Source organism: Streptococcus mitis, assembly GCF_002096895.1.
In the GTDB taxonomy this organism is placed as follows: Bacteria; Bacillota; Bacilli; order Lactobacillales; family Streptococcaceae; genus Streptococcus; species Streptococcus mitis_AH.
This window is the reverse complement of record NZ_NCVI01000012.1, coordinates 1-17,183: the sequence shown is the minus strand read 5'-3', so window position 1 is coordinate 17,183 and position 17,183 is coordinate 1. Positions and strand designations below refer to the sequence as shown.

Below are 17,183 nucleotides of genomic sequence, written 5' to 3'. Positions count from 1 at the left end.
GATGGAATGGCAAAATTTATTTCAAACGGATAGATAATTCAGAGATACCAGATTCCTTATATGAGTTTTCTTACTACTATAGTGCTAAAGGATGGCGTTCAGGTAGTAGTGTCTTTTTAAAGTTTCATAGTTATAAGGTAATTAAGTTTAAAGTGAAAGATAATTCAAAATTAGAAAGCGAGTAAATTTATGTCCCGTTCCCAATTAACAATTTTAACAAACATTTGTCTGATTGAAGACATAGAAACCCAGCGCGTGGTTATGCAGTACCGTGCTCCTGAAACCAATCGTTGGTCTGGTTATGCCTTTCCAGGAGGCCATGTAGAAAATGGCGAGTCTTTCGCAGAGTCTGTCATTCGTGAAATCTATGAAGAAACAGGGTTGACTATCCAAAATCCTCAACTTGTCGGCATTAAAAATTGGCCACTAGATACAGGTGGGCGCTATATTGTCGTTTGTTATAAGGCAACTGACTTCTCTGGGACCCTTCGCTCTTCAGATGAAGGAGAAGTTTCTTGGGTGCAAAAAGACCAGATTCCAAACTTGGATCTGGCCTATGATATGCTACCTTTGATGGAGATGATGGAAGCTCCGGACAAATCTGAATTTTTCTACCCTCGCCGTACAGAAGACGATTGGGAAAAGAAAATTTTCTAATCCTTTACTAAATAACCAAGCTGATCCAAGGCCTCCTCAATATAGTGGAGGTCTTGTTGTGTTTCGGCTTCAACTAGGTGGTAATGGACACCATCTGTCAATTCAGATAAAGGTTTAAAATCAGAATGCTCGACTTGTTCTAGAAAATGTTGAACGTCTCGGCGGCAAGACAGTTTCAGCAAGGTTTCAATTTCTCCATAAACGGGATGGTCAATCAAAGTATTCTGGACACGTCCTCCATTATCGACGATAGCAAGGAGTTCTTGACCGATTTCTTCAACTTCATGTTTCACTTTGAAAAGTTTGTGAACATAAGGATTGGTTTCAATTTGCTTATAGACGTAGCCACGATTGGTGGATAGGATAGGAGCACCATCGGCTCTTAAAATTGCAATGTCCTGCACAATGACCTGACGTGTGACATGAAAATGTTCCGCCAAACTTTGGCCATTAAGGGCTTTAGGAGCTTCTTTCAAGAGTTGGAGCAGGGCTTGTTTGCGATCTTTTGTCATAGTTCTTCCTTTTAATGACGTTTTCGAAGCACTTTATAGACAGCTAGTGCTAATGTATAGTCTACCATACTATGGATAATTGTGCCAAATCCAACTAGCACAAATAGAACATAAAACATATTTTCTACATTGGTACCAGAAGTTGCGTAAAAAACGACACAGGCCAATACTTCAGCAAGGGCATGAACAATAGCCAAAACAAAGTTGACAACCCAGGAAGATTTTGGTTTATCTAGGGTATCGGGGAATTTTTGTAGGTAAAGAGCTCCCAAAGTCCCAAAAAAGATATGGGAAAAAGCTCGAAAAACGATAACCATGGGATAGCCAGCCATCAAAAATCCAAAACTAGAGGCTAGGATGACAAAAACAGCCATCAAGGGCGACAAGAACATGGCAATAAAAATAGCGATGTGGCTTCCTAAAGTATAGGAAGCAGGTGGAATGACAATCTTGAAAGGCATAACAATTGGAATCAAAATTGCAATAGCCGTTAAGAGGGCAGTCATTGTCATAAATTGTGTCTTTTTCCGTGTATTCATAAGAATCTCCTTTTTAACTGTATATACACTAGTATAGTACAACAAACAAGGCAATAAAGCAAGGATTTACTTAAGTTTATAGGTCGTTTTAAATTAAATATTGGTAAAGATTTCACTAAAATGAAACTACTTCAAACAAAATCTCCACCTTCATGTTTGAAAGCGGAGATTGTTTTTATTTCTTTAAAGTTTGTAGTCTTGGAACAATGGCTAGGGTTAGAACTGCGGAAATGACTAATTCGGCAATCGAATTTGTTGAGATAACGGTTGCTAGGAGTTTTTGGATATTACCATCAAAAACATTTCCAAAAAGGTAGAAAATTCCACCAAGTACAAAGACTGTATTGGTAAGTGAACCCAGGGCACCAGCTAGAATAAGACCAGTCTTGTTTTTCATTAATTTATAGACTAGATAAGGAGTTAAACCAATCAAAATACGTGGGACAATTGCAATGATAGCTGAGTAGATGTTCCCATTTGGTACGAATGGTGAGAAGAGGTAACTTGTCGGTAGAATTGTAATCGTGTTAACAGTTAAGCTAAGTAGCCCCATCAAAAATCCAAGTGTAACTCCAACGCGTGGACCGTAAATAATGCTGGCAATAATGACAGGAATATGAACGATGGTCGGTTTGATTGGAAATGGAAAAAGGTTAAAGATAAGTGAGCTCAGAAAGTGTATCACGAGCATGGTTGCAAAAAAGATAGCAATGGGTGCAATATTAGAGCGTTTTTTCATCGAGAGTTTCCTTTATTCTTTCTAAAATAATTGTGAGGTCAGCTAAAGCTCCTCGTCCATGGTCGCCACAAGCTAGTAGGGATTCCTTAGGAGCAATCAGCTGATAGCCGTAGGTTTCTAATGTTTTCAGATTAGCCTGAGTTGCCGGATGGTCATACATTTTTGTATTCATTGCTGGTGCGATGAGTTTGGGAATATGACTTGGCAAGGCTAGAGCCGTACTGGTCACCATGTTGTTCGCAAAGCCGTGAGCTAGTTTTGCGATAGTGTTAGCAGTTGCAGGGGCCACGATGAATACATCCGCCTTTTTTCCAAGTTCGATATGATTAACCTGTTCAGGATAGGGTTCCTTCATGACATCCAGGTGGACAGGATTCTGTGATAATACCTGTAGAGTCAAAGGTTGGATAAACTCTGTAGCAGCCTGAGTCATTAAAACAGTGACTTGATGACCTTGTTTTTTTAGAGAACTGACTAAATCTGCCGACTTGTAAGAGGCGATAGACCCCGTTACAGCCAAGAGAATGTTTGCCATAGCTTTCCTTTCTACGAATGATAGGCTTGAATTTTTTCAAGGAGGAGTTTTGCAATTTCTTCTTTTGTCTGGACTGTTTGAAGATGATCTTTCTCAACAAAGATTGCACGATGCTGGTTTGCTGAGATTTGAGTCAGGTCATTTGCAATAATTAAGTCTGCTTGGTTCTTGATAAGACTTTTTCTGGCAATCTCGATGAGATAATCCTCAGAGACATCAACCAGCAGTTTGAAACCAATCAGATGAATATCAGGATTCCACTCCTTGACTAGGGATATGATTTTAGGTGTCTTTTTTAGGAACAAAACCTGAACCTCATCAGTTGAAGAAATCTTAGTTTGATGATTCTGCTTGTTTAAAAATTCTTCTAGATTGGAACTAGATTGAACTTCCTCAAACCCTGTCATATAGACAGGAGTGTAATCAGATACGGCCATTGAGTGAATCAAGACTTGATAATCCTGAACCTGTTCTTTCATTTCAAGAAAAAGGTCATTCGTGTCTTTAATTTCTAGAATGCTTAGGTTGGGATGTGCTTCTGGCTTCACGGCTCGTTTTGTTGTTATCAAACAAACTTCATGCCCTGCAGCAAGCAAGGTTTCTGTGATGATTTTCCCCAAGCGACCTGTAGAATGGTTAGTGATAGAGCGGACGCTATCGATGGCTTCACTGGTACCGCCCGATGTAACTAAAATTTTCATAGCACTATTGTACACAAAAATAAACGGTAAGTAAAATGAAAGCGATAAATTTTTGGTAAAAACGAAGATTTTCTATAGTTTCAAACTATAAAGCCATATAAAATTTAAGAAAGGTCTCTAAAAACCTTAAAAATAGGGATATTTACGAACGTTTAGAGAGTTTTAGGATGTTAAAAATCTTGTTTTGTGTTATAATGAATTATCATATAAGAGGTTAGAGGAGTTTTGAATGAAAACAGATATTGAAATCGCACAGAGTATTGAGTTGAAGCCAATCGTTGATGTTGTAGAGAAACTTGGTATTTCTTACGACGATTTGGAGTTGTACGGAAAGTACAAGGCTAAGCTCAGCTTTGATAAAATTCGTGCAGTTGAGAGCAATCCAGTTGGAAAATTGATCTTGGTTACCGCCATCAATCCAACACCTGCAGGTGAAGGAAAATCAACTATTACTATTGGTCTTGCGGATGCCTTGAACAAGATTGGTAAGAAAACCATGATTGCTATCCGCGAACCATCTCTTGGTCCAGTAATGGGGATTAAGGGTGGTGCCGCTGGTGGTGGTTATGCTCAAGTTTTGCCAATGGAAGACATCAACCTTCATTTTACTGGGGATATGCATGCCATTACAACTGCTAACAATGCTCTTTCTGCCTTGATTGACAACCACTTGCACCAAGGAAATGAGCTTGAAATTGACCAACGTCGTATCCTTTGGAAACGTGTTGTGGACTTGAACGACCGTGCTCTTCGCCATGTAACAGTTGGGCTTGGTGGCCCTCTAAATGGTATTCCACGTGAGGATGGCTTTGACATTACAGTTGCTTCAGAGATCATGGCAATTCTTTGCTTGGCAACGGACATCGAGGACTTGAAACGTCGTTTGGCGAATATCGTTATTGGTTATCGTTACGACCGTACACCAGTTTCTGTAGGTGATTTGCAGGTTGAAGGTGCCTTGGCTTTGATTTTGAAGGATGCTATTAAACCGAACCTGGTTCAGACAATTTACGGTACACCTGCCTTTGTACACGGTGGTCCATTTGCCAATATTGCTCACGGATGTAACTCTGTCTTAGCAACTACAACAGCCCTTCACTTGGCTGATTACACAGTTACTGAAGCTGGTTTTGGTGCAGACCTTGGTGCTGAGAAATTCCTTGATATCAAGACACCAAACTTGCCAACATCTCCAGATGCAGTAGTTATCGTCGCAACCCTTCGTGCCCTTAAGATGAATGGTGGCGTAGCTAAAGACGCTCTTACAGAAGAAAACGTAGAAGCTGTTCGTGCTGGTTTTGCCAACTTGAAACGCCATGTTGAGAACATTCGTAAGTTTGGTATTCCAGCAGTTGTTGCGATTAACGAATTTGTATCTGATACAGAAGCTGAAATTTCAGCCTTGAAAGAACTTTGTGCTTCAATTGATGTACCAGTTGAATTGGCTAGTGTCTGGGCTGATGGTGCAGAAGGTGGAGTAGCACTTGCTGAAACGGTTGTCAAGACTATCGCTGAAAACCCAGCTAACTATAAACGTTTGTATGACAATGACCTTTCTGTCCAAGAAAAGATTGAAAAGATTGTTACTGAAATCTACCGTGGTAGCAAAGTAAACTTTGAGAAGAAAGCTCAAACGCAAATCGCTCAAATTGTTCAAAACGGTTGGGACAAATTGCCAATCTGTATGGCTAAAACTCAATACAGTTTCTCAGACAATCCAAATGCACTTGGAGCACCTGAAAACTTTGAAATTACCATTCGCGAATTGGTGCCAAAATTAGGTGCAGGCTTTATTGTTGCCTTAACTGGTGATGTCATGACCATGCCAGGACTTCCAAAACGACCAGCAGCCCTCAACATGGATGTTGAAAGCGATGGAACAGTATTAGGCTTGTTCTAGTATAATGCAATTGACTTTAAATGAGTTTGGAGATTTTAATCCAAGCTCATTTTTTATCTAGATATAAAGAGTTGCCTTCTACATGTAACCAGTCTAGGTAAAGATATTTTCCCTGAATTCTGATATAATAGAAATATTGACTTCAAGAGTAAGGAAGAGAAGATGAACGCATTATTAAATGGAATGAATGACCGTCAGGCTGAGGCGGTGCAAACGACAGAAGGTCCCTTGTTGATCATGGCAGGGGCTGGTTCTGGAAAGACCCGAGTTTTGACCCACCGTATCGCTTATTTGATTGATGAAAAGCTGGTCAATCCGTGGAATATCTTGGCCATTACCTTTACCAACAAGGCTGCGCGTGAGATGAAAGAGCGGGCTTATAGCCTCAATCCAGCCACGCAGGACTGTCTGATTGCGACCTTCCACTCCATGTGTGTTCGTATTTTGCGTCGCGATGCAGACCATATTGGCTACAATCGTAATTTTACAATTGTCGATCCTGGTGAACAGCGAACTCTCATGAAACGTATTCTCAAGCAGTTGAACTTGGATCCTAAAAAATGGAATGAACGGAGCATCTTAGGGACTATTTCCAATGCTAAGAATGATTTGATTGATGATGTGGCTTATGCTGCCCAAGCTGGTGATATGTACACGCAAATCGTGTCCCAGTGTTACACGGCTTACCAAAAAGAATTGCGTCAGTCGGAGTCGGTTGATTTTGATGATTTGATTATGTTGACCCTGCGTCTCTTTGATCAAAATCCTGATGTTTTGACTTACTATCAACAGAAATTCCAATACATCCATGTTGATGAGTACCAAGATACCAACCATGCTCAGTACCAATTGGTCAAACTCTTAGCGTCTCGCTTTAAAAATATCTGTGTGGTTGGGGATGCGGATCAGTCTATCTACGGTTGGCGTGGTGCTGATATGCAGAATATTTTGGATTTTGAGAAAGATTATCCCCAAGCCAAGGTTGTCTTGTTGGAGGAGAATTACCGTTCCACTAAGACTATTCTCCAAGCGGCCAACGAGGTTATTAAAAACAATAAAAATCGCCGTCCTAAGAATCTCTGGACCCAAAATGCAGATGGGGAGCAAATTGTTTACTATCGTGCCGATGATGAGCTGGATGAGGCTGTATTTGTGGCTAAAACTATTGATGAACTTGGTCGGAGTCAAAATTTCCTTCACAAGGATTTTGCAGTTCTCTATCGTACTAACGCCCAGTCTCGTACTATTGAAGAAGCCTTGCTCAAGTCAAACATCCCTTATACCATGGTTGGCGGAACCAAGTTCTACAGCCGTAAGGAAATCCGCGATATTATCGCTTACCTCAACCTCATTGCCAATTTGAGTGACAATATCAGTTTTGAGCGTATTATCAACGAGCCGAAACGTGGAATTGGGCCAGGTACAGTTGAGAAAATCCGTGACTTTGTGAATATGCAAGACATGTCCATGCTAGATGCCTCTGCAAACATCATGTTATCTGGTATCAAGGGTAAAGCAGCCCAGTCTATCTGGGATTTTGCCAATATGATTCTAGATTTGAGGGAGCAACTGGACCACTTAAGCATTACAGAGTTGGTTGAGGCCGTCCTAGAAAAAACAGGTTACGTCGATATTCTAAATGCTCAAGCGACTTTAGAAAGCAAGGCTAGGGTTGAAAATATTGAAGAGTTCCTTTCTGTGACGAAAAACTTTGATGACACATCTGATGGGCCAGAAGAAGAAACTGGTCTGGACAAACTGAGTCGCTTCTTAAATGATTTAGCCTTGATTGCGGACACAGATTCAGGTAGTCAGGAGACATCAGAAGTGACCTTGATGACCCTACACGCTGCCAAAGGTCTCGAGTTTCCAGTTGTCTTTTTGATTGGGATGGAAGAAAATGTCTTTCCGCTTAGCCGTGCAGCTGAAGATCAAGATGAATTAGAAGAAGAACGCCGTCTAGCCTATGTAGGTATCACGCGTGCAGAGAAAATTCTCTATCTGACCAATGCCAACTCACGCCTGCTTTTTGGTCGTACCAACTACAACCGTCCAACTCGTTTTATTAACGAAATCAGTTCAGACTTACTTGAGTATCAAGGATTGGCTCGTCCAGCCAATACAAGCTTTAAGGCATCTTATAGCAGTGGTGGGGTTGCCTTCGGTCAAGGTATGAGTTTGGCTCAGGCTCTTCAAGACCGTAAACGCAGTGCGGCCCCAAAAACTATCCAGTCAAGCGGTCTCCCATTTGGTCAATTTACTGCTGGAGCAAAATCAGCATCTAGTGAAGCAAATTGGTCTATTGGTGACATTGCTCTCCACAAGAAATGGGGAGAGGGAACCGTTCTGGAAGTTTCAGGAAGCGGTGCTACGCAGGAATTAAAAATCAATTTCCCAGAAGTAGGTTTGAAAAAACTTTTAGCTAGTGTAGCCCCAATTGAGAAAAAAATATAATTTTCCATCCTTCTCACGAATAATAAAGTGAGGAGGATTTTTATGTATAGTATTTCATTCCAAGAAGATTCACTGTTGCCAAGAGAAAGGCTGGCAAAAGAAGGAGTTGAAGCGCTCAGTAATCAAGAGTTGCTAGCTATTTTACTTAGGACAGGAACACGTCAAGCTAGCGTTTTTGAAATTGCCCAGAAAGTTTTGAACAATCTTTCAAGCCTAACGGATTTGAAAAAAATGACCCTGCAGGAATTGCAGAGTCTGTCTGGTATTGGCCGAGTTAAGGCCATAGAATTACAAGCTATGATTGAACTGGGCCATCGTATTCACAAACATGAGACTCTTGAGATGGAAAGTATTCTCAGCAGTCAAAAGTTGGCCAAGAAGATGCAGCAGGAGTTGGGACATAAAAAACAAGAGCACCTGGTGGCGCTCTATCTCAATACTCAAAATCAAATCATCCATCAACAGACCATTTTTATCGGTTCTGCAACTCGTAGTATCGCTGAGCCGCGAGAGATTCTTCACTATGCTATCAAGCATATGGCGACTTCTCTCATATTGGTTCACAATCATCCTTCGGGAGCGGTAGCCCCTAGCCGAAATGATGATCATGTCACTAAACTTGTAAAAGAAGCCTGTGACCTGATGGGGATTGTCCTTTTGGACCATTTGATTGTCTCTCATTCTAATTACTTTAGTTATCGTGAAAAGACGGATTTAATCTAAAGTTCATTAACGACATAGTCAAAGAGGTTTTTATCTTTGGGACGATTTTCAAAAAGAAACTCTGGATGCCACTGGACACCGAGAAAGGCAACATCATCCGTACTCATGACAGCTTCAATGATACCATCCTTAGGATCATGGGCTGCAATCTTTAAGTTAGGTGCTAAATCCTTAATACTCTGGTGGTGGAAGGAGTTGATATGGGAGATTTCTCCATAGATTTCTCGAAGAACAGTATCAGGCTCTGTCATCAAGCGTTGAGTTGTGTACTCAGCAGAACAATCCTGCCAATGGTCTTCGATATCTTGGTACAAAGTTCCACCCATGGCAACGTTAAAGAGTTGAGTTCCACGGCAGACAGAAAAAATTGGCTTTTTCTGTTTAATAGCTTCCTTGATGAGGGCCAGTTCAAAGATATCCCTTTGAGGGTGGTAGTCATCGCTATCGATGGTTTTTGGTTCACCATAGAATTTTGGATCAACATTTTGCCCACCTGTCAAGATGAGCTTGTCAATCATACTGATATAGTGGCAGGCCATTTCTTGATCACCAATCGGTAGGATGATGGGAATTCCTCCAGCTTCTTTAACGCCTTCAACAAAGCCTTTTGCTACGTAGCTCATCATGATGTCATCATCTGGATGAGTTTTTTCGTTTCCTGTAATCCCAATAACTGGTTTTTTCATAAAATGATTTTCGCTTTCTAATCCTCTTTTCGCATGAAGTAGAGGAGGGTTTGGAGTTCACTTGTCAAATCGACATACTGAACGACCACGTCTTTTGGTAAATGCAGATGGACTGGTGAAAAACTGAGAATTCCTTTCACGCCAGCATCCACCAAGAGATTAGCAACCTCTTGTGACTTGACGCTGGGAACTGTCAGGATAGCAGTCTTCACATCAGCATCCTTGATTTTATCCTTGATTTGAGAAATCCCGTAAATGGGAATTCCATCAGGAGTTTGGGTACCGACTTCGGGATGGTCATCTAGGTCAAAGGCCATGATAATTTTCATCTTGTTACGCTCGTGGAAGCGGTAGTGGAGAAGGGCATGACCCATATTTCCAATACCAACCAGCATGACATTGGTAATGGAGTTATCATTGAGTAAATCGGCAAAAAATGTCATCAGTTTTTTGACATCATAGCCAAAACCACGGCGACCTAGTTCACCAAAGTAGGAAAAATCACGACGTACGGTCGCGGAATCAATACCGATAGCCTCTGCAATTTGCTTAGAGTTGGCACGTTCAATCTTTTCTGCATGAAATCTCTTAAAAATTCGATAGTAGAGAGAGAGTCTTTTCGCTGTTGCTTTTGGAATAGCAGACTGTTTATCTTTCACAAAATCACAACCTTTCTATTCTTCTATTTTATAGAAACATTGTGAAAAAATCAACAAAAATAAGAAAAAACTAAGAAAAATCTTAGTTTTGATGTAAAAAATCTGCATGTGATAGAAAACGGTAGAGGTCTCCGACCAGTCCTTGGTAAACTTCCTGCCCTTTAAAGGTCAAAGAAGTTACATAAAGTGTATCTGGCAGAGTCACACATCCTGATAGAGCCAGCATGAGAGCCTCGTAATCCTCATACTTGAGAGTGCGCTCTACATGATAGCTATCCTTATAGGTCAGTTCAAACATTTTGGCTCTATCTTTCCGATTTTGTAAAGACACCACGTTCTACCAAGCTATCCATGAGGAAATAGAATTTTTCCTGATGAATGTGGTGGTCTTCTGATTTGAAAATATCAACTAGACGTAGCCCAAACTTGTCAGTGATATTGATTTTAGCACCTGTAAGTTCCTTGTTAATGATGATTTTGAGTTGGAATCCCTCACCGCTGTTCGGAACTTTTTCCAAAAGGCGAGTCAATTCATAGTTACCAACCTTAGTCTCAAAAAAGGTGTTATCCTTGAGGGTAAATTTTTTCACAGAAGGGCTAAGAGTGTAGTCGTAACGACAATTTTTTAACTGAATGGTTTTTTCAAATGCCATATGGCTAACCTCCGATAATTTCTTTTAAGGTTTTTGCGAGGGTATGTAGGTCTTCAACAGTATTTTCTGGCGACAAACTGATACGAACGGATTCCTTCAAGCGTTCTGAATTCGGGCCGTACATGGCTTCAAGAACATGGCTGGATTGGACAATACCTGCAGTGCAGGCTGAGCCAGTAGAGATTGAAATTCCAGCCAAATCTAGACGAAGGAGTAAGAGATCGTTTTTCTGACCAGGAAATCCAATATTGAGAACATAAGGGAGATGGTGTTCGCCTCTATTCAAGTAATATTGAATTCCCTCTAGCTCTGCAAGAAAGGCAGTTTCTAAATTTTGTACATGTTGAAAATGTTCTTCTTGTTTTTCTAGATCTTCTTTTAGGGCTGCAACCATGCCTACGATGGCAGGCAGATTTTCAGTTCCTGCACGTTTCTTCTGTTCTTGGTCTCCACCATGGAGATAGGAATCAAAGTCCATGCTAGAAGCGTAGAGAAAACCAATTCCCTTAGGACCATGGAATTTATGTGCCGAAGCAGTGAGAAAATCAATGCCCAATTTTTCTGGTTGAATAGGGATTTTACCAATAGCCTGAACTGCGTCGACATGATAGGCGGCAGGGTGTTGCTTGAGTATTTGGCCAATTTCAGCAATGGGCAATAGGTTTCCTGTCTCATTATTGGCAAACATGGTAGAAACCAAAATCGTATCATCACGTAAGGATTTTTGGATTTGCTGGGCCGTGATTTCTTGATTTTCTGGTTGGATAATGGTTACTTCAAAACCAAAGTGTTGAACCAAGTAATCAATGGTTTCAAGGACAGCATGGTGCTCGATGGCCGTTGTGATGATATGTTTTCCTTGTTCTTGGTGACGAAGGCAGTAGCCAATGATGGCAGTATTGTTTCCTTCAGTCCCACCAGAAGTGAAAAAGATGTGTTGAGGTTTTGTCCCCAGTAACTGGGCTAGTTCCTGACGGGCTTCTCTCAAGAGTTTGCCAGCTTGACGACCATGACCATGAATACTAGATGGATTGCCATGGGTTTCTTGCATAACCTTGGTCATAGCTGAAATAGCAACTGCTGACATAGGAGTCGTTGCAGCATTGTCCAAATAAATCAAAGAATCACCTTATTTCTTTTTGTTGTAGGCAAAGAGTGGGCTGACTGGTTTTCTTTCGTGGATACGGACGATAGCATCACCAATTAACTCACTAGCAGTGATGTAGCATACGTTTTTAGGAGTTTTCTCTTTTGTTGCTACTGAATCAGTTACAAGAATTTCTTTAATCTTAGTATTGTCAAGAAGTTCAGCAGCTCCTTCGACGAAGAGACCGTGACTAGAAACAGCATAAATTTCTGTAGCTCCTTCACGTTCAACGATTTTTGCAGCTTCAGAGAAGGTACGTCCTGTATTTAAAATATCGTCAATCAAGATAGCTTTCTTACCTTCAACATCACCGATAATATAACCTTCGTTGCGAGTTGCATCGTCTTGAGGGTAGTCGATAATGGCGATAGGAGCATCAAGGTATTCAGCCAAGCTACGAGCACGTTTTACACCTGAATTTTTAGGGCTAACGACAACAACATCTGAACCAAGTAGGCCCTTATCGCAGTAATGTTTTGCAAATAGAGGAACTGTGAAGAGGTTGTCAACAGGAATGTCAAAGAAGCCTTGAACCTGAACGGCATGCAAATCAAGCGTAAGGATACGATCGACACCAGCCTTAACCAGCATATTGGCAACTAGTTTTGCTGTAAGTGGCTCACGAGGTGAAGCAATACGGTCTTGACGTGCATAGCCAAAATATGGAAGAACAACGTTGATACTGTGGGCACTTGCACGTACACAAGCATCAACCATGATCAATAACTCCATTAGGTGGTTGTTAACTGGGAAACTTGTTGATTGGATGATGTAAACATCATAACCACGGACACTTTCTTCGATATTTACTTGGATTTCTCCATCTGAAAATTGACGTGATGATAGTTTTCCAAGTGGGACACCAACAGCTTGAGCAATTTTCTGTGCAATCTCTTGGTTAGAGTTGAGTGCGAAAAGTTTCATGTTTTTTCTATCTGACATTATAGACCGTCCTCTGTAAACTTTTTAAATCCTAGCCCTATCTGCCTAGCCTATATGAACTGGGATTTTTGTATTTTATCTCTTATATTTTACCAAAAAATGGAGATTATTTCAGCTATTTTTCATGCTTTTGACAAATCGAACCAATTTTGAAGGAGCTTTTTGATAAGTAAGCTGATTTTCCTCTAAAAATTGCTGGAAATCTTGTTTCCCTTGCTCGTGATTCTCAACTTCAAGCTCTAATTCGTAATCTGTCATATCAAAGTACTGACTTTCATCCAGCGCCATGAGACCAATAGCTGTTTGCATTTCATAGCGAAGTGTCGTTAGACAACCAAGAATCTGCCATTCACTTGTTTTAATACCATGTTTCGCCAATTCATCGAGCACAAGCCCTTGAGGAAGTTCTTTATTGCTCAGATAGTTTTCAGCATCTTTTAGTTGCAATTTTTGATTGTATTCCATGTTTCCGATATTTTGAGGGACTTTGAGTGTCAATTCTGCCCAGTCTTCAAAAGTGCGAATGCGCATAGCAACTTTCTTTTCTCGTAGTTCAAAATCAGGCGTGTCGATGTAGTAATTTTTTTGAAGAACAGGAGTGACGTCTGTGAACTGGTCCTTTAGACGATTGTATTCATCTTTTTTCAAGAGTGTTTTCAATTCAATTTCTAAATGTTTCATTTTTCTTACCTTTTCTTTATCGTTGAAAGCGGATTTATGGTATAATAAGCATTGTATTTATTGTATATGAATCTGGAGAAAAAATCAAAGATATTTTTGAAGGATAATATGAGAACAAGGGAGAATATATGACCTTAGAATGGGAAGAATTTCTAGATCCTTACATTCAAGCTGTTGGTGAGTTAAAGATTAAACTACGTGGTATTCGTAAGCAATATCGTAAGCAAAATAAGCATTCTCCGATTGAGTTTGTGACTGGTCGAGTCAAGCCAATTGAAAGTATCAAGGAAAAAATGGCTCGGCGTGGCATTACTTATGCGACCTTAGAGCACGATTTGCAAGATATTGCTGGTTTGCGTGTGATGGTTCAGTTTGTAGATGACGTTAAGGAAGTAGTGGAGATTTTGCGCAAACGTCAGGACATGCGAATCATACAGGAGCGAGATTACATTACTCATCGAAAAGCATCGGGCTACCGTTCCTATCACGTGGTAGTAGAATATACGGTTGATACCATCAATGGAGCCAAGACTATTTTGGCGGAAATTCAGATTCGTACCTTGGCCATGAATTTTTGGGCAACGATAGAACATTCTCTCAACTACAAGTACCAAGGGGATTTCCCAGAGGAGATTAAGAAGCGACTGGAAATCACGGCCAAGATTGCCCATCAGTTGGATGAAGAAATGGGTAAAATTCGAGATGATATTCAGGAAGCCCAGGCTCTTTTTGATCCTTTGAGTAGAAAATTAAATGACGGTGTAGGAAATAGTGACGATACAGATGAAGAATACAGGTAAACGAATTGACCTGATAGCCAATAGAAAACCGCAGAGTCAAAGGGTCTTGTATGAATTGCGAGATCGTTTGAAGAGAAATCAGTTTATACTCAATGATACCAATTCGGACATTGTCATTTCCATCGGTGGGGATGGCATGCTCTTATCAGCCTTTCATAAGTACGAAAATCAACTTGATAAGGTACGCTTTATCGGTGTTCATACTGGACATTTGGGCTTCTATACGGACTACCGTGATTTTGAGTTGGATAAGCTAGTGACTAATTTGCAGCTAGATACCGGAGCAAGAGTTTCTTATCCGGTTTTGAATGTAAAGGTTTTTCTTGGAAATGGAGAGGTCAAGATTTTCAGAGCTCTCAACGAAGCTAGCATCCGCAGGTCTGATCGAACCATGGTGGCGGATATCGTAATTAATGGTGTCCCCTTTGAACGTTTTCGTGGAGATGGGCTAACAGTTTCGACGCCGACTGGTAGTACAGCCTATAACAAGTCGCTTGGTGGAGCTGTTTTACACCCTACCATTGAAGCTCTTCAGTTGACGGAAATTGCCAGCCTTAATAATCGTGTTTATCGAACCCTGGGCTCGTCCATTATTGTTCCTAAGAAGGATAAGATTGAACTCATTCCAACGAGAAACGATTACCATACTATTTCGGTTGACAATAGTGTCTATTCCTTCCGCAATATTGAGCGTATTGAGTATCAAATCGACCATCATAAGATTCACTTTGTGGCATCACCTAGCCATACCAGTTTCTGGAATCGTGTTAAGGACGCTTTTATCGGCGAGGTGGACGAATGAGATTTGAATTTATCGCAGATGAGCATGTCAAAGTCAAGACCTTTTTGAAAAAGCACGAGGTTTCTAAGGGGTTGCTGGCCAAAATTAAGTTTCGAGGTGGAGCTATACTGGTCAATGACCAACCACAAAATGCGACGTATCTATTGGAGATTGGAGACCGAGTTACCATTGATATTCCCGCTGAAGAAGGCTTTGAAACCTTGGAGGCTATCGAGCGCCCATTAGACATTCTCTATGAGGATGACCATTTTCTAGTCTTGAATAAACCCTATGGAGTGGCTTCTATTCCTAGTGTTAACCACTCCAATACCATTGCCAATTTTATCAAGGGTTACTACGTCAATCAAGATTATGAAAATCAGCAGGTTCACATTGTGACTAGGCTTGATAGAGATACTTCTGGCTTGATGCTCTTTGCTAAGCACGGCTATGCCCATGCACGATTAGACAAGCAGTTGCAGAAGAAGTCCATTGAAAAACGCTACTTTGCTCTCGTTAAAGGAGATGGGAATTTGGAACCAGAGGGGGAAATTATTGCTCCGATTGCGCGTGATGAAGACTCTATTATCACTAGACGGGTAGCTAAAGGTGGAAAGTATGCCCATACATCCTACAAGATTGTAGCTTCTTATGGGAATATTCACTTGGTCGATATTCGCCTGCACACTGGGCGAACCCACCAAATCCGAGTCCATTTTTCTCATATTGGTTTTCCTTTGTTGGGAGATGACTTGTATGGTGGTAGTCTAGACGATGGAATTCAGCGCCAAGCCCTGCATTGCCATTACCTATCCTTTTATCATCCATTTTTAGAGCAAGACTTGCAGTTAGAAAGTCCCTTGCCGGATGATTTCAGTAACCTTATTACCCAGTTATCAACTAATACTCTATAAAAAATGATTCAGAGTATAATTATTATTTTAAAGGAGAAAACTCATGGAAGTTTTTGAAAGTCTCAAAACCAACCTTGTTGGTAAAAATGCTCGTATCGTTCTCCCTGAAGGGGAAGAACCTCGTATTCTTCAAGCGACTAAACGCCTGGTAAAAGAAACAGAAGTGATTCCTGTTTTGCTTGGAAATCCTGAAAAAATTAAAATTTATCTTGAAATTGAAGGGATCATGGATGGTTATGAAGTCATCGACCCTCAACACTACGATAAATTTGAAGAAATGGTTGCTGCTTTGGTGGAGCGTCGCAAGGGCAAAATGTCTGAAGAAGATGCACGCAAGGTTTTGGTTGAAGATGTCAATTACTTTGGTGTTATGTTAGTTTACTTGGGCTTGGTTGATGGAATGGTATCAGGTGCGATTCACTCAACAGCTTCAACAGTTCGTCCAGCCCTTCAAATCATCAAAACTCGTCCAAATGTAACTCGTACTTCAGGTGCCTTCCTCATGGTTCGTGGTACGGAACGTTACCTCTTTGGAGATTGTGCTATCAACATCAATCCAGATGCGGAAGCCTTGGCTGAAATTGCGATCAACTCAGCAATCACAGCTAAGATGTTTGGCATCGAACCTAAAATTGCCATGCTGAGCTATTCTACTAAGGGTTCAGGATTTGGAGAAAGCGTTGATAAGGTTGTTGAAGCAACTAAAATTGCTCACGACTTGCGCCCTGACCTTGAAATCGATGGTGAGTTGCAATTTGATGCGGCATTTGTTCCAGAAACTGCAGCTCTGAAAGCTCCGGGAAGTACAGTAGCTGGTCAAGCAAACGTCTTCATCTTCCCAGGTATCGAGGCAGGAAATATTGGCTACAAGATGGCAGAACGTCTTGGTGGCTTTGCGGCAGTAGGTCCTGTTTTGCAAGGTTTGAACAAGCCAGTTAACGACCTCTCTCGTGGATGTAATGCTGATGATGTGTACAAGTTGACCCTTATCACAGCAGCTCAAGCGGTTCATCAATAAGATTTAGTCCTCTTTCCCTTGGGAAGAGGTTTTTTATACTCAATGAAAATCAAAGAGCAAACTAGGAAACTAGCCGCAGGCTGTACTTGAGTACGGCAAGGCGACGTTGACGTGGTTTGAATTTGATTTTCGAAGAGTATTA

At 40.9% G+C, this 17,183-nt stretch carries 20 protein-coding genes; 8 read left to right on the top strand and 12 right to left on the bottom strand.

All coding sequences use genetic code 11. From position 1 onward, the window contains the following. Positions 1–189: 189 nt before the first annotated feature. Positions 190–657, top strand: coding sequence for an 8-oxo-dGTP diphosphatase (locus B7697_RS00355; protein WP_084949748.1), 468 nt, complete (start codon positions 190–192; stop codon positions 655–657). On the opposite strand, the gene B7697_RS00350 is transcribed toward B7697_RS00355, so the two are convergent. The 5 genes from B7697_RS00350 to coaB all read right to left on the bottom strand — a co-directional run bounded on the left by B7697_RS00350 (position 654) and on the right by coaB (position 3,683). After that, positions 654–1,169: a transcription repressor NadR gene (locus tag B7697_RS00350; RefSeq protein ID WP_084949746.1), complete on the bottom strand. Its 516-nt coding sequence runs from the start codon at positions 1,167–1,169 to the stop codon at positions 654–656. The genes B7697_RS00355 and B7697_RS00350 overlap by 4 nt on opposite strands. A gap of 11 nt (positions 1,170–1,180) precedes the next feature. Beyond that, positions 1,181–1,708 carry an ECF transporter S component gene (locus B7697_RS00345; RefSeq protein WP_084949744.1) on the bottom strand — a complete coding sequence of 176 codons (528 nt, stop codon included), beginning with the start codon at positions 1,706–1,708 and terminating at the stop codon, positions 1,181–1,183. Between the two features lie 175 nt (positions 1,709–1,883). Next, positions 1,884–2,447, bottom strand: a complete 564-nt coding sequence (locus tag B7697_RS00340) for an ECF transporter S component (RefSeq protein ID WP_000747412.1) — start codon at positions 2,445–2,447, stop codon at positions 1,884–1,886. Then, positions 2,431–2,982 carry a phosphopantothenoylcysteine decarboxylase gene (coaC, locus tag B7697_RS00335; protein ID WP_084949742.1) on the bottom strand — a complete coding sequence of 184 codons (552 nt, stop codon included), beginning with the start codon at positions 2,980–2,982 and terminating at the stop codon, positions 2,431–2,433. Before coaC ends, B7697_RS00340 begins: the two co-directional genes overlap by 17 nt. Before the next feature lie 11 nt (positions 2,983–2,993). Continuing rightward, positions 2,994–3,683: a phosphopantothenate--cysteine ligase gene (coaB, locus tag B7697_RS00330; protein ID WP_084949739.1), complete on the bottom strand. Its 690-nt coding sequence runs from the start codon at positions 3,681–3,683 to the stop codon at positions 2,994–2,996. A gap of 229 nt (positions 3,684–3,912) precedes the next feature. On the opposite strand from coaB, the gene B7697_RS00325 reads away from it, so the two are divergent. From B7697_RS00325 to radC, 3 genes are all read left to right on the top strand, one after another. After that, a complete protein-coding gene (locus B7697_RS00325; protein WP_084949738.1) occupies positions 3,913–5,583 on the top strand; it encodes a formate--tetrahydrofolate ligase in 1,671 nt (556 codons plus the stop codon). Between the two features lie 162 nt (positions 5,584–5,745). Next, positions 5,746–8,037 carry a DNA helicase PcrA gene (pcrA, locus tag B7697_RS00320; protein WP_084949736.1) on the top strand — a complete coding sequence of 764 codons (2,292 nt, stop codon included), beginning with the start codon at positions 5,746–5,748 and terminating at the stop codon, positions 8,035–8,037. Between the two features lie 42 nt (positions 8,038–8,079). Further along, positions 8,080–8,760, top strand: coding sequence for a RadC family protein (radC, locus tag B7697_RS00315; RefSeq protein ID WP_049501787.1), 681 nt, complete (start codon positions 8,080–8,082; stop codon positions 8,758–8,760). Here the strand turns inward: radC and B7697_RS00310 are convergent. From B7697_RS00310 to B7697_RS00280, 7 genes are all read right to left on the bottom strand, one after another. Continuing rightward, entirely contained in the window at positions 8,757–9,446 is a 690-nt protein-coding gene (locus B7697_RS00310; RefSeq protein WP_084949734.1) for a gamma-glutamyl-gamma-aminobutyrate hydrolase family protein, read from the bottom strand. The genes radC and B7697_RS00310 overlap by 4 nt on opposite strands. 17 nt (positions 9,447–9,463) lie before the next feature. After that, positions 9,464–10,105 (bottom strand): redox-sensing transcriptional repressor Rex, encoded by a 642-nt coding sequence (locus tag B7697_RS00305; RefSeq protein ID WP_000653417.1) that lies wholly within the window; start codon positions 10,103–10,105, stop codon positions 9,464–9,466. An 82-nt stretch (positions 10,106–10,187) separates the two neighbouring features. Then, positions 10,188–10,403, bottom strand: coding sequence for a DUF4649 family protein (locus B7697_RS00300; protein ID WP_000462491.1), 216 nt, complete (start codon positions 10,401–10,403; stop codon positions 10,188–10,190). A 7-nt stretch (positions 10,404–10,410) separates the two neighbouring features. Beyond that, the gene (locus B7697_RS00295) at positions 10,411–10,758 is read right to left on the bottom strand and encodes a DUF1831 domain-containing protein (protein ID WP_000863540.1); all 348 of its coding nucleotides are present in this window, start codon (positions 10,756–10,758) and stop codon (positions 10,411–10,413) included. 4 nt (positions 10,759–10,762) lie between these two features. Then, complete coding sequence (locus tag B7697_RS00290; protein ID WP_084949733.1) at positions 10,763–11,878, bottom strand: cysteine desulfurase family protein; 1,116 nt, start codon at positions 11,876–11,878, stop codon at positions 10,763–10,765. A gap of 9 nt (positions 11,879–11,887) precedes the next feature. Further along, on the bottom strand, positions 11,888–12,847 hold the full coding sequence (locus B7697_RS00285) for a ribose-phosphate diphosphokinase (protein WP_004254210.1): 960 nt from the start codon (positions 12,845–12,847) through the stop codon (positions 11,888–11,890). 111 nt (positions 12,848–12,958) lie between these two features. Next, entirely contained in the window at positions 12,959–13,528 is a 570-nt protein-coding gene (locus B7697_RS00280) for a CYTH domain-containing protein (protein ID WP_084949730.1), read from the bottom strand. Positions 13,529–13,656: 128 nt separating this feature from the next. On the opposite strand from B7697_RS00280, the gene yjbM reads away from it, so the two are divergent. From yjbM to pta, 4 genes are read left to right on the top strand one after another with little or no spacing between them, the layout of a single operon-like run. Continuing rightward, positions 13,657–14,328 carry a GTP diphosphokinase gene (gene yjbM / locus B7697_RS00275; RefSeq protein ID WP_000171682.1) on the top strand — a complete coding sequence of 224 codons (672 nt, stop codon included), beginning with the start codon at positions 13,657–13,659 and terminating at the stop codon, positions 14,326–14,328. Continuing rightward, positions 14,312–15,130, top strand: coding sequence for an NAD kinase (locus tag B7697_RS00270; protein WP_084949728.1), 819 nt, complete (start codon positions 14,312–14,314; stop codon positions 15,128–15,130). The genes yjbM and B7697_RS00270 overlap by 17 nt, the downstream gene beginning before the upstream one ends. Continuing rightward, a complete protein-coding gene (locus tag B7697_RS00265; protein WP_084949726.1) occupies positions 15,127–16,023 on the top strand; it encodes an RluA family pseudouridine synthase in 897 nt (298 codons plus the stop codon). Before B7697_RS00270 ends, B7697_RS00265 begins: the two co-directional genes overlap by 4 nt. A 43-nt stretch (positions 16,024–16,066) precedes the next feature. Then, a complete protein-coding gene (gene pta, locus B7697_RS00260) occupies positions 16,067–17,041 on the top strand; it encodes a phosphate acetyltransferase (protein WP_084949725.1) in 975 nt (324 codons plus the stop codon). Positions 17,042–17,183 lie beyond the last annotated feature (142 nt).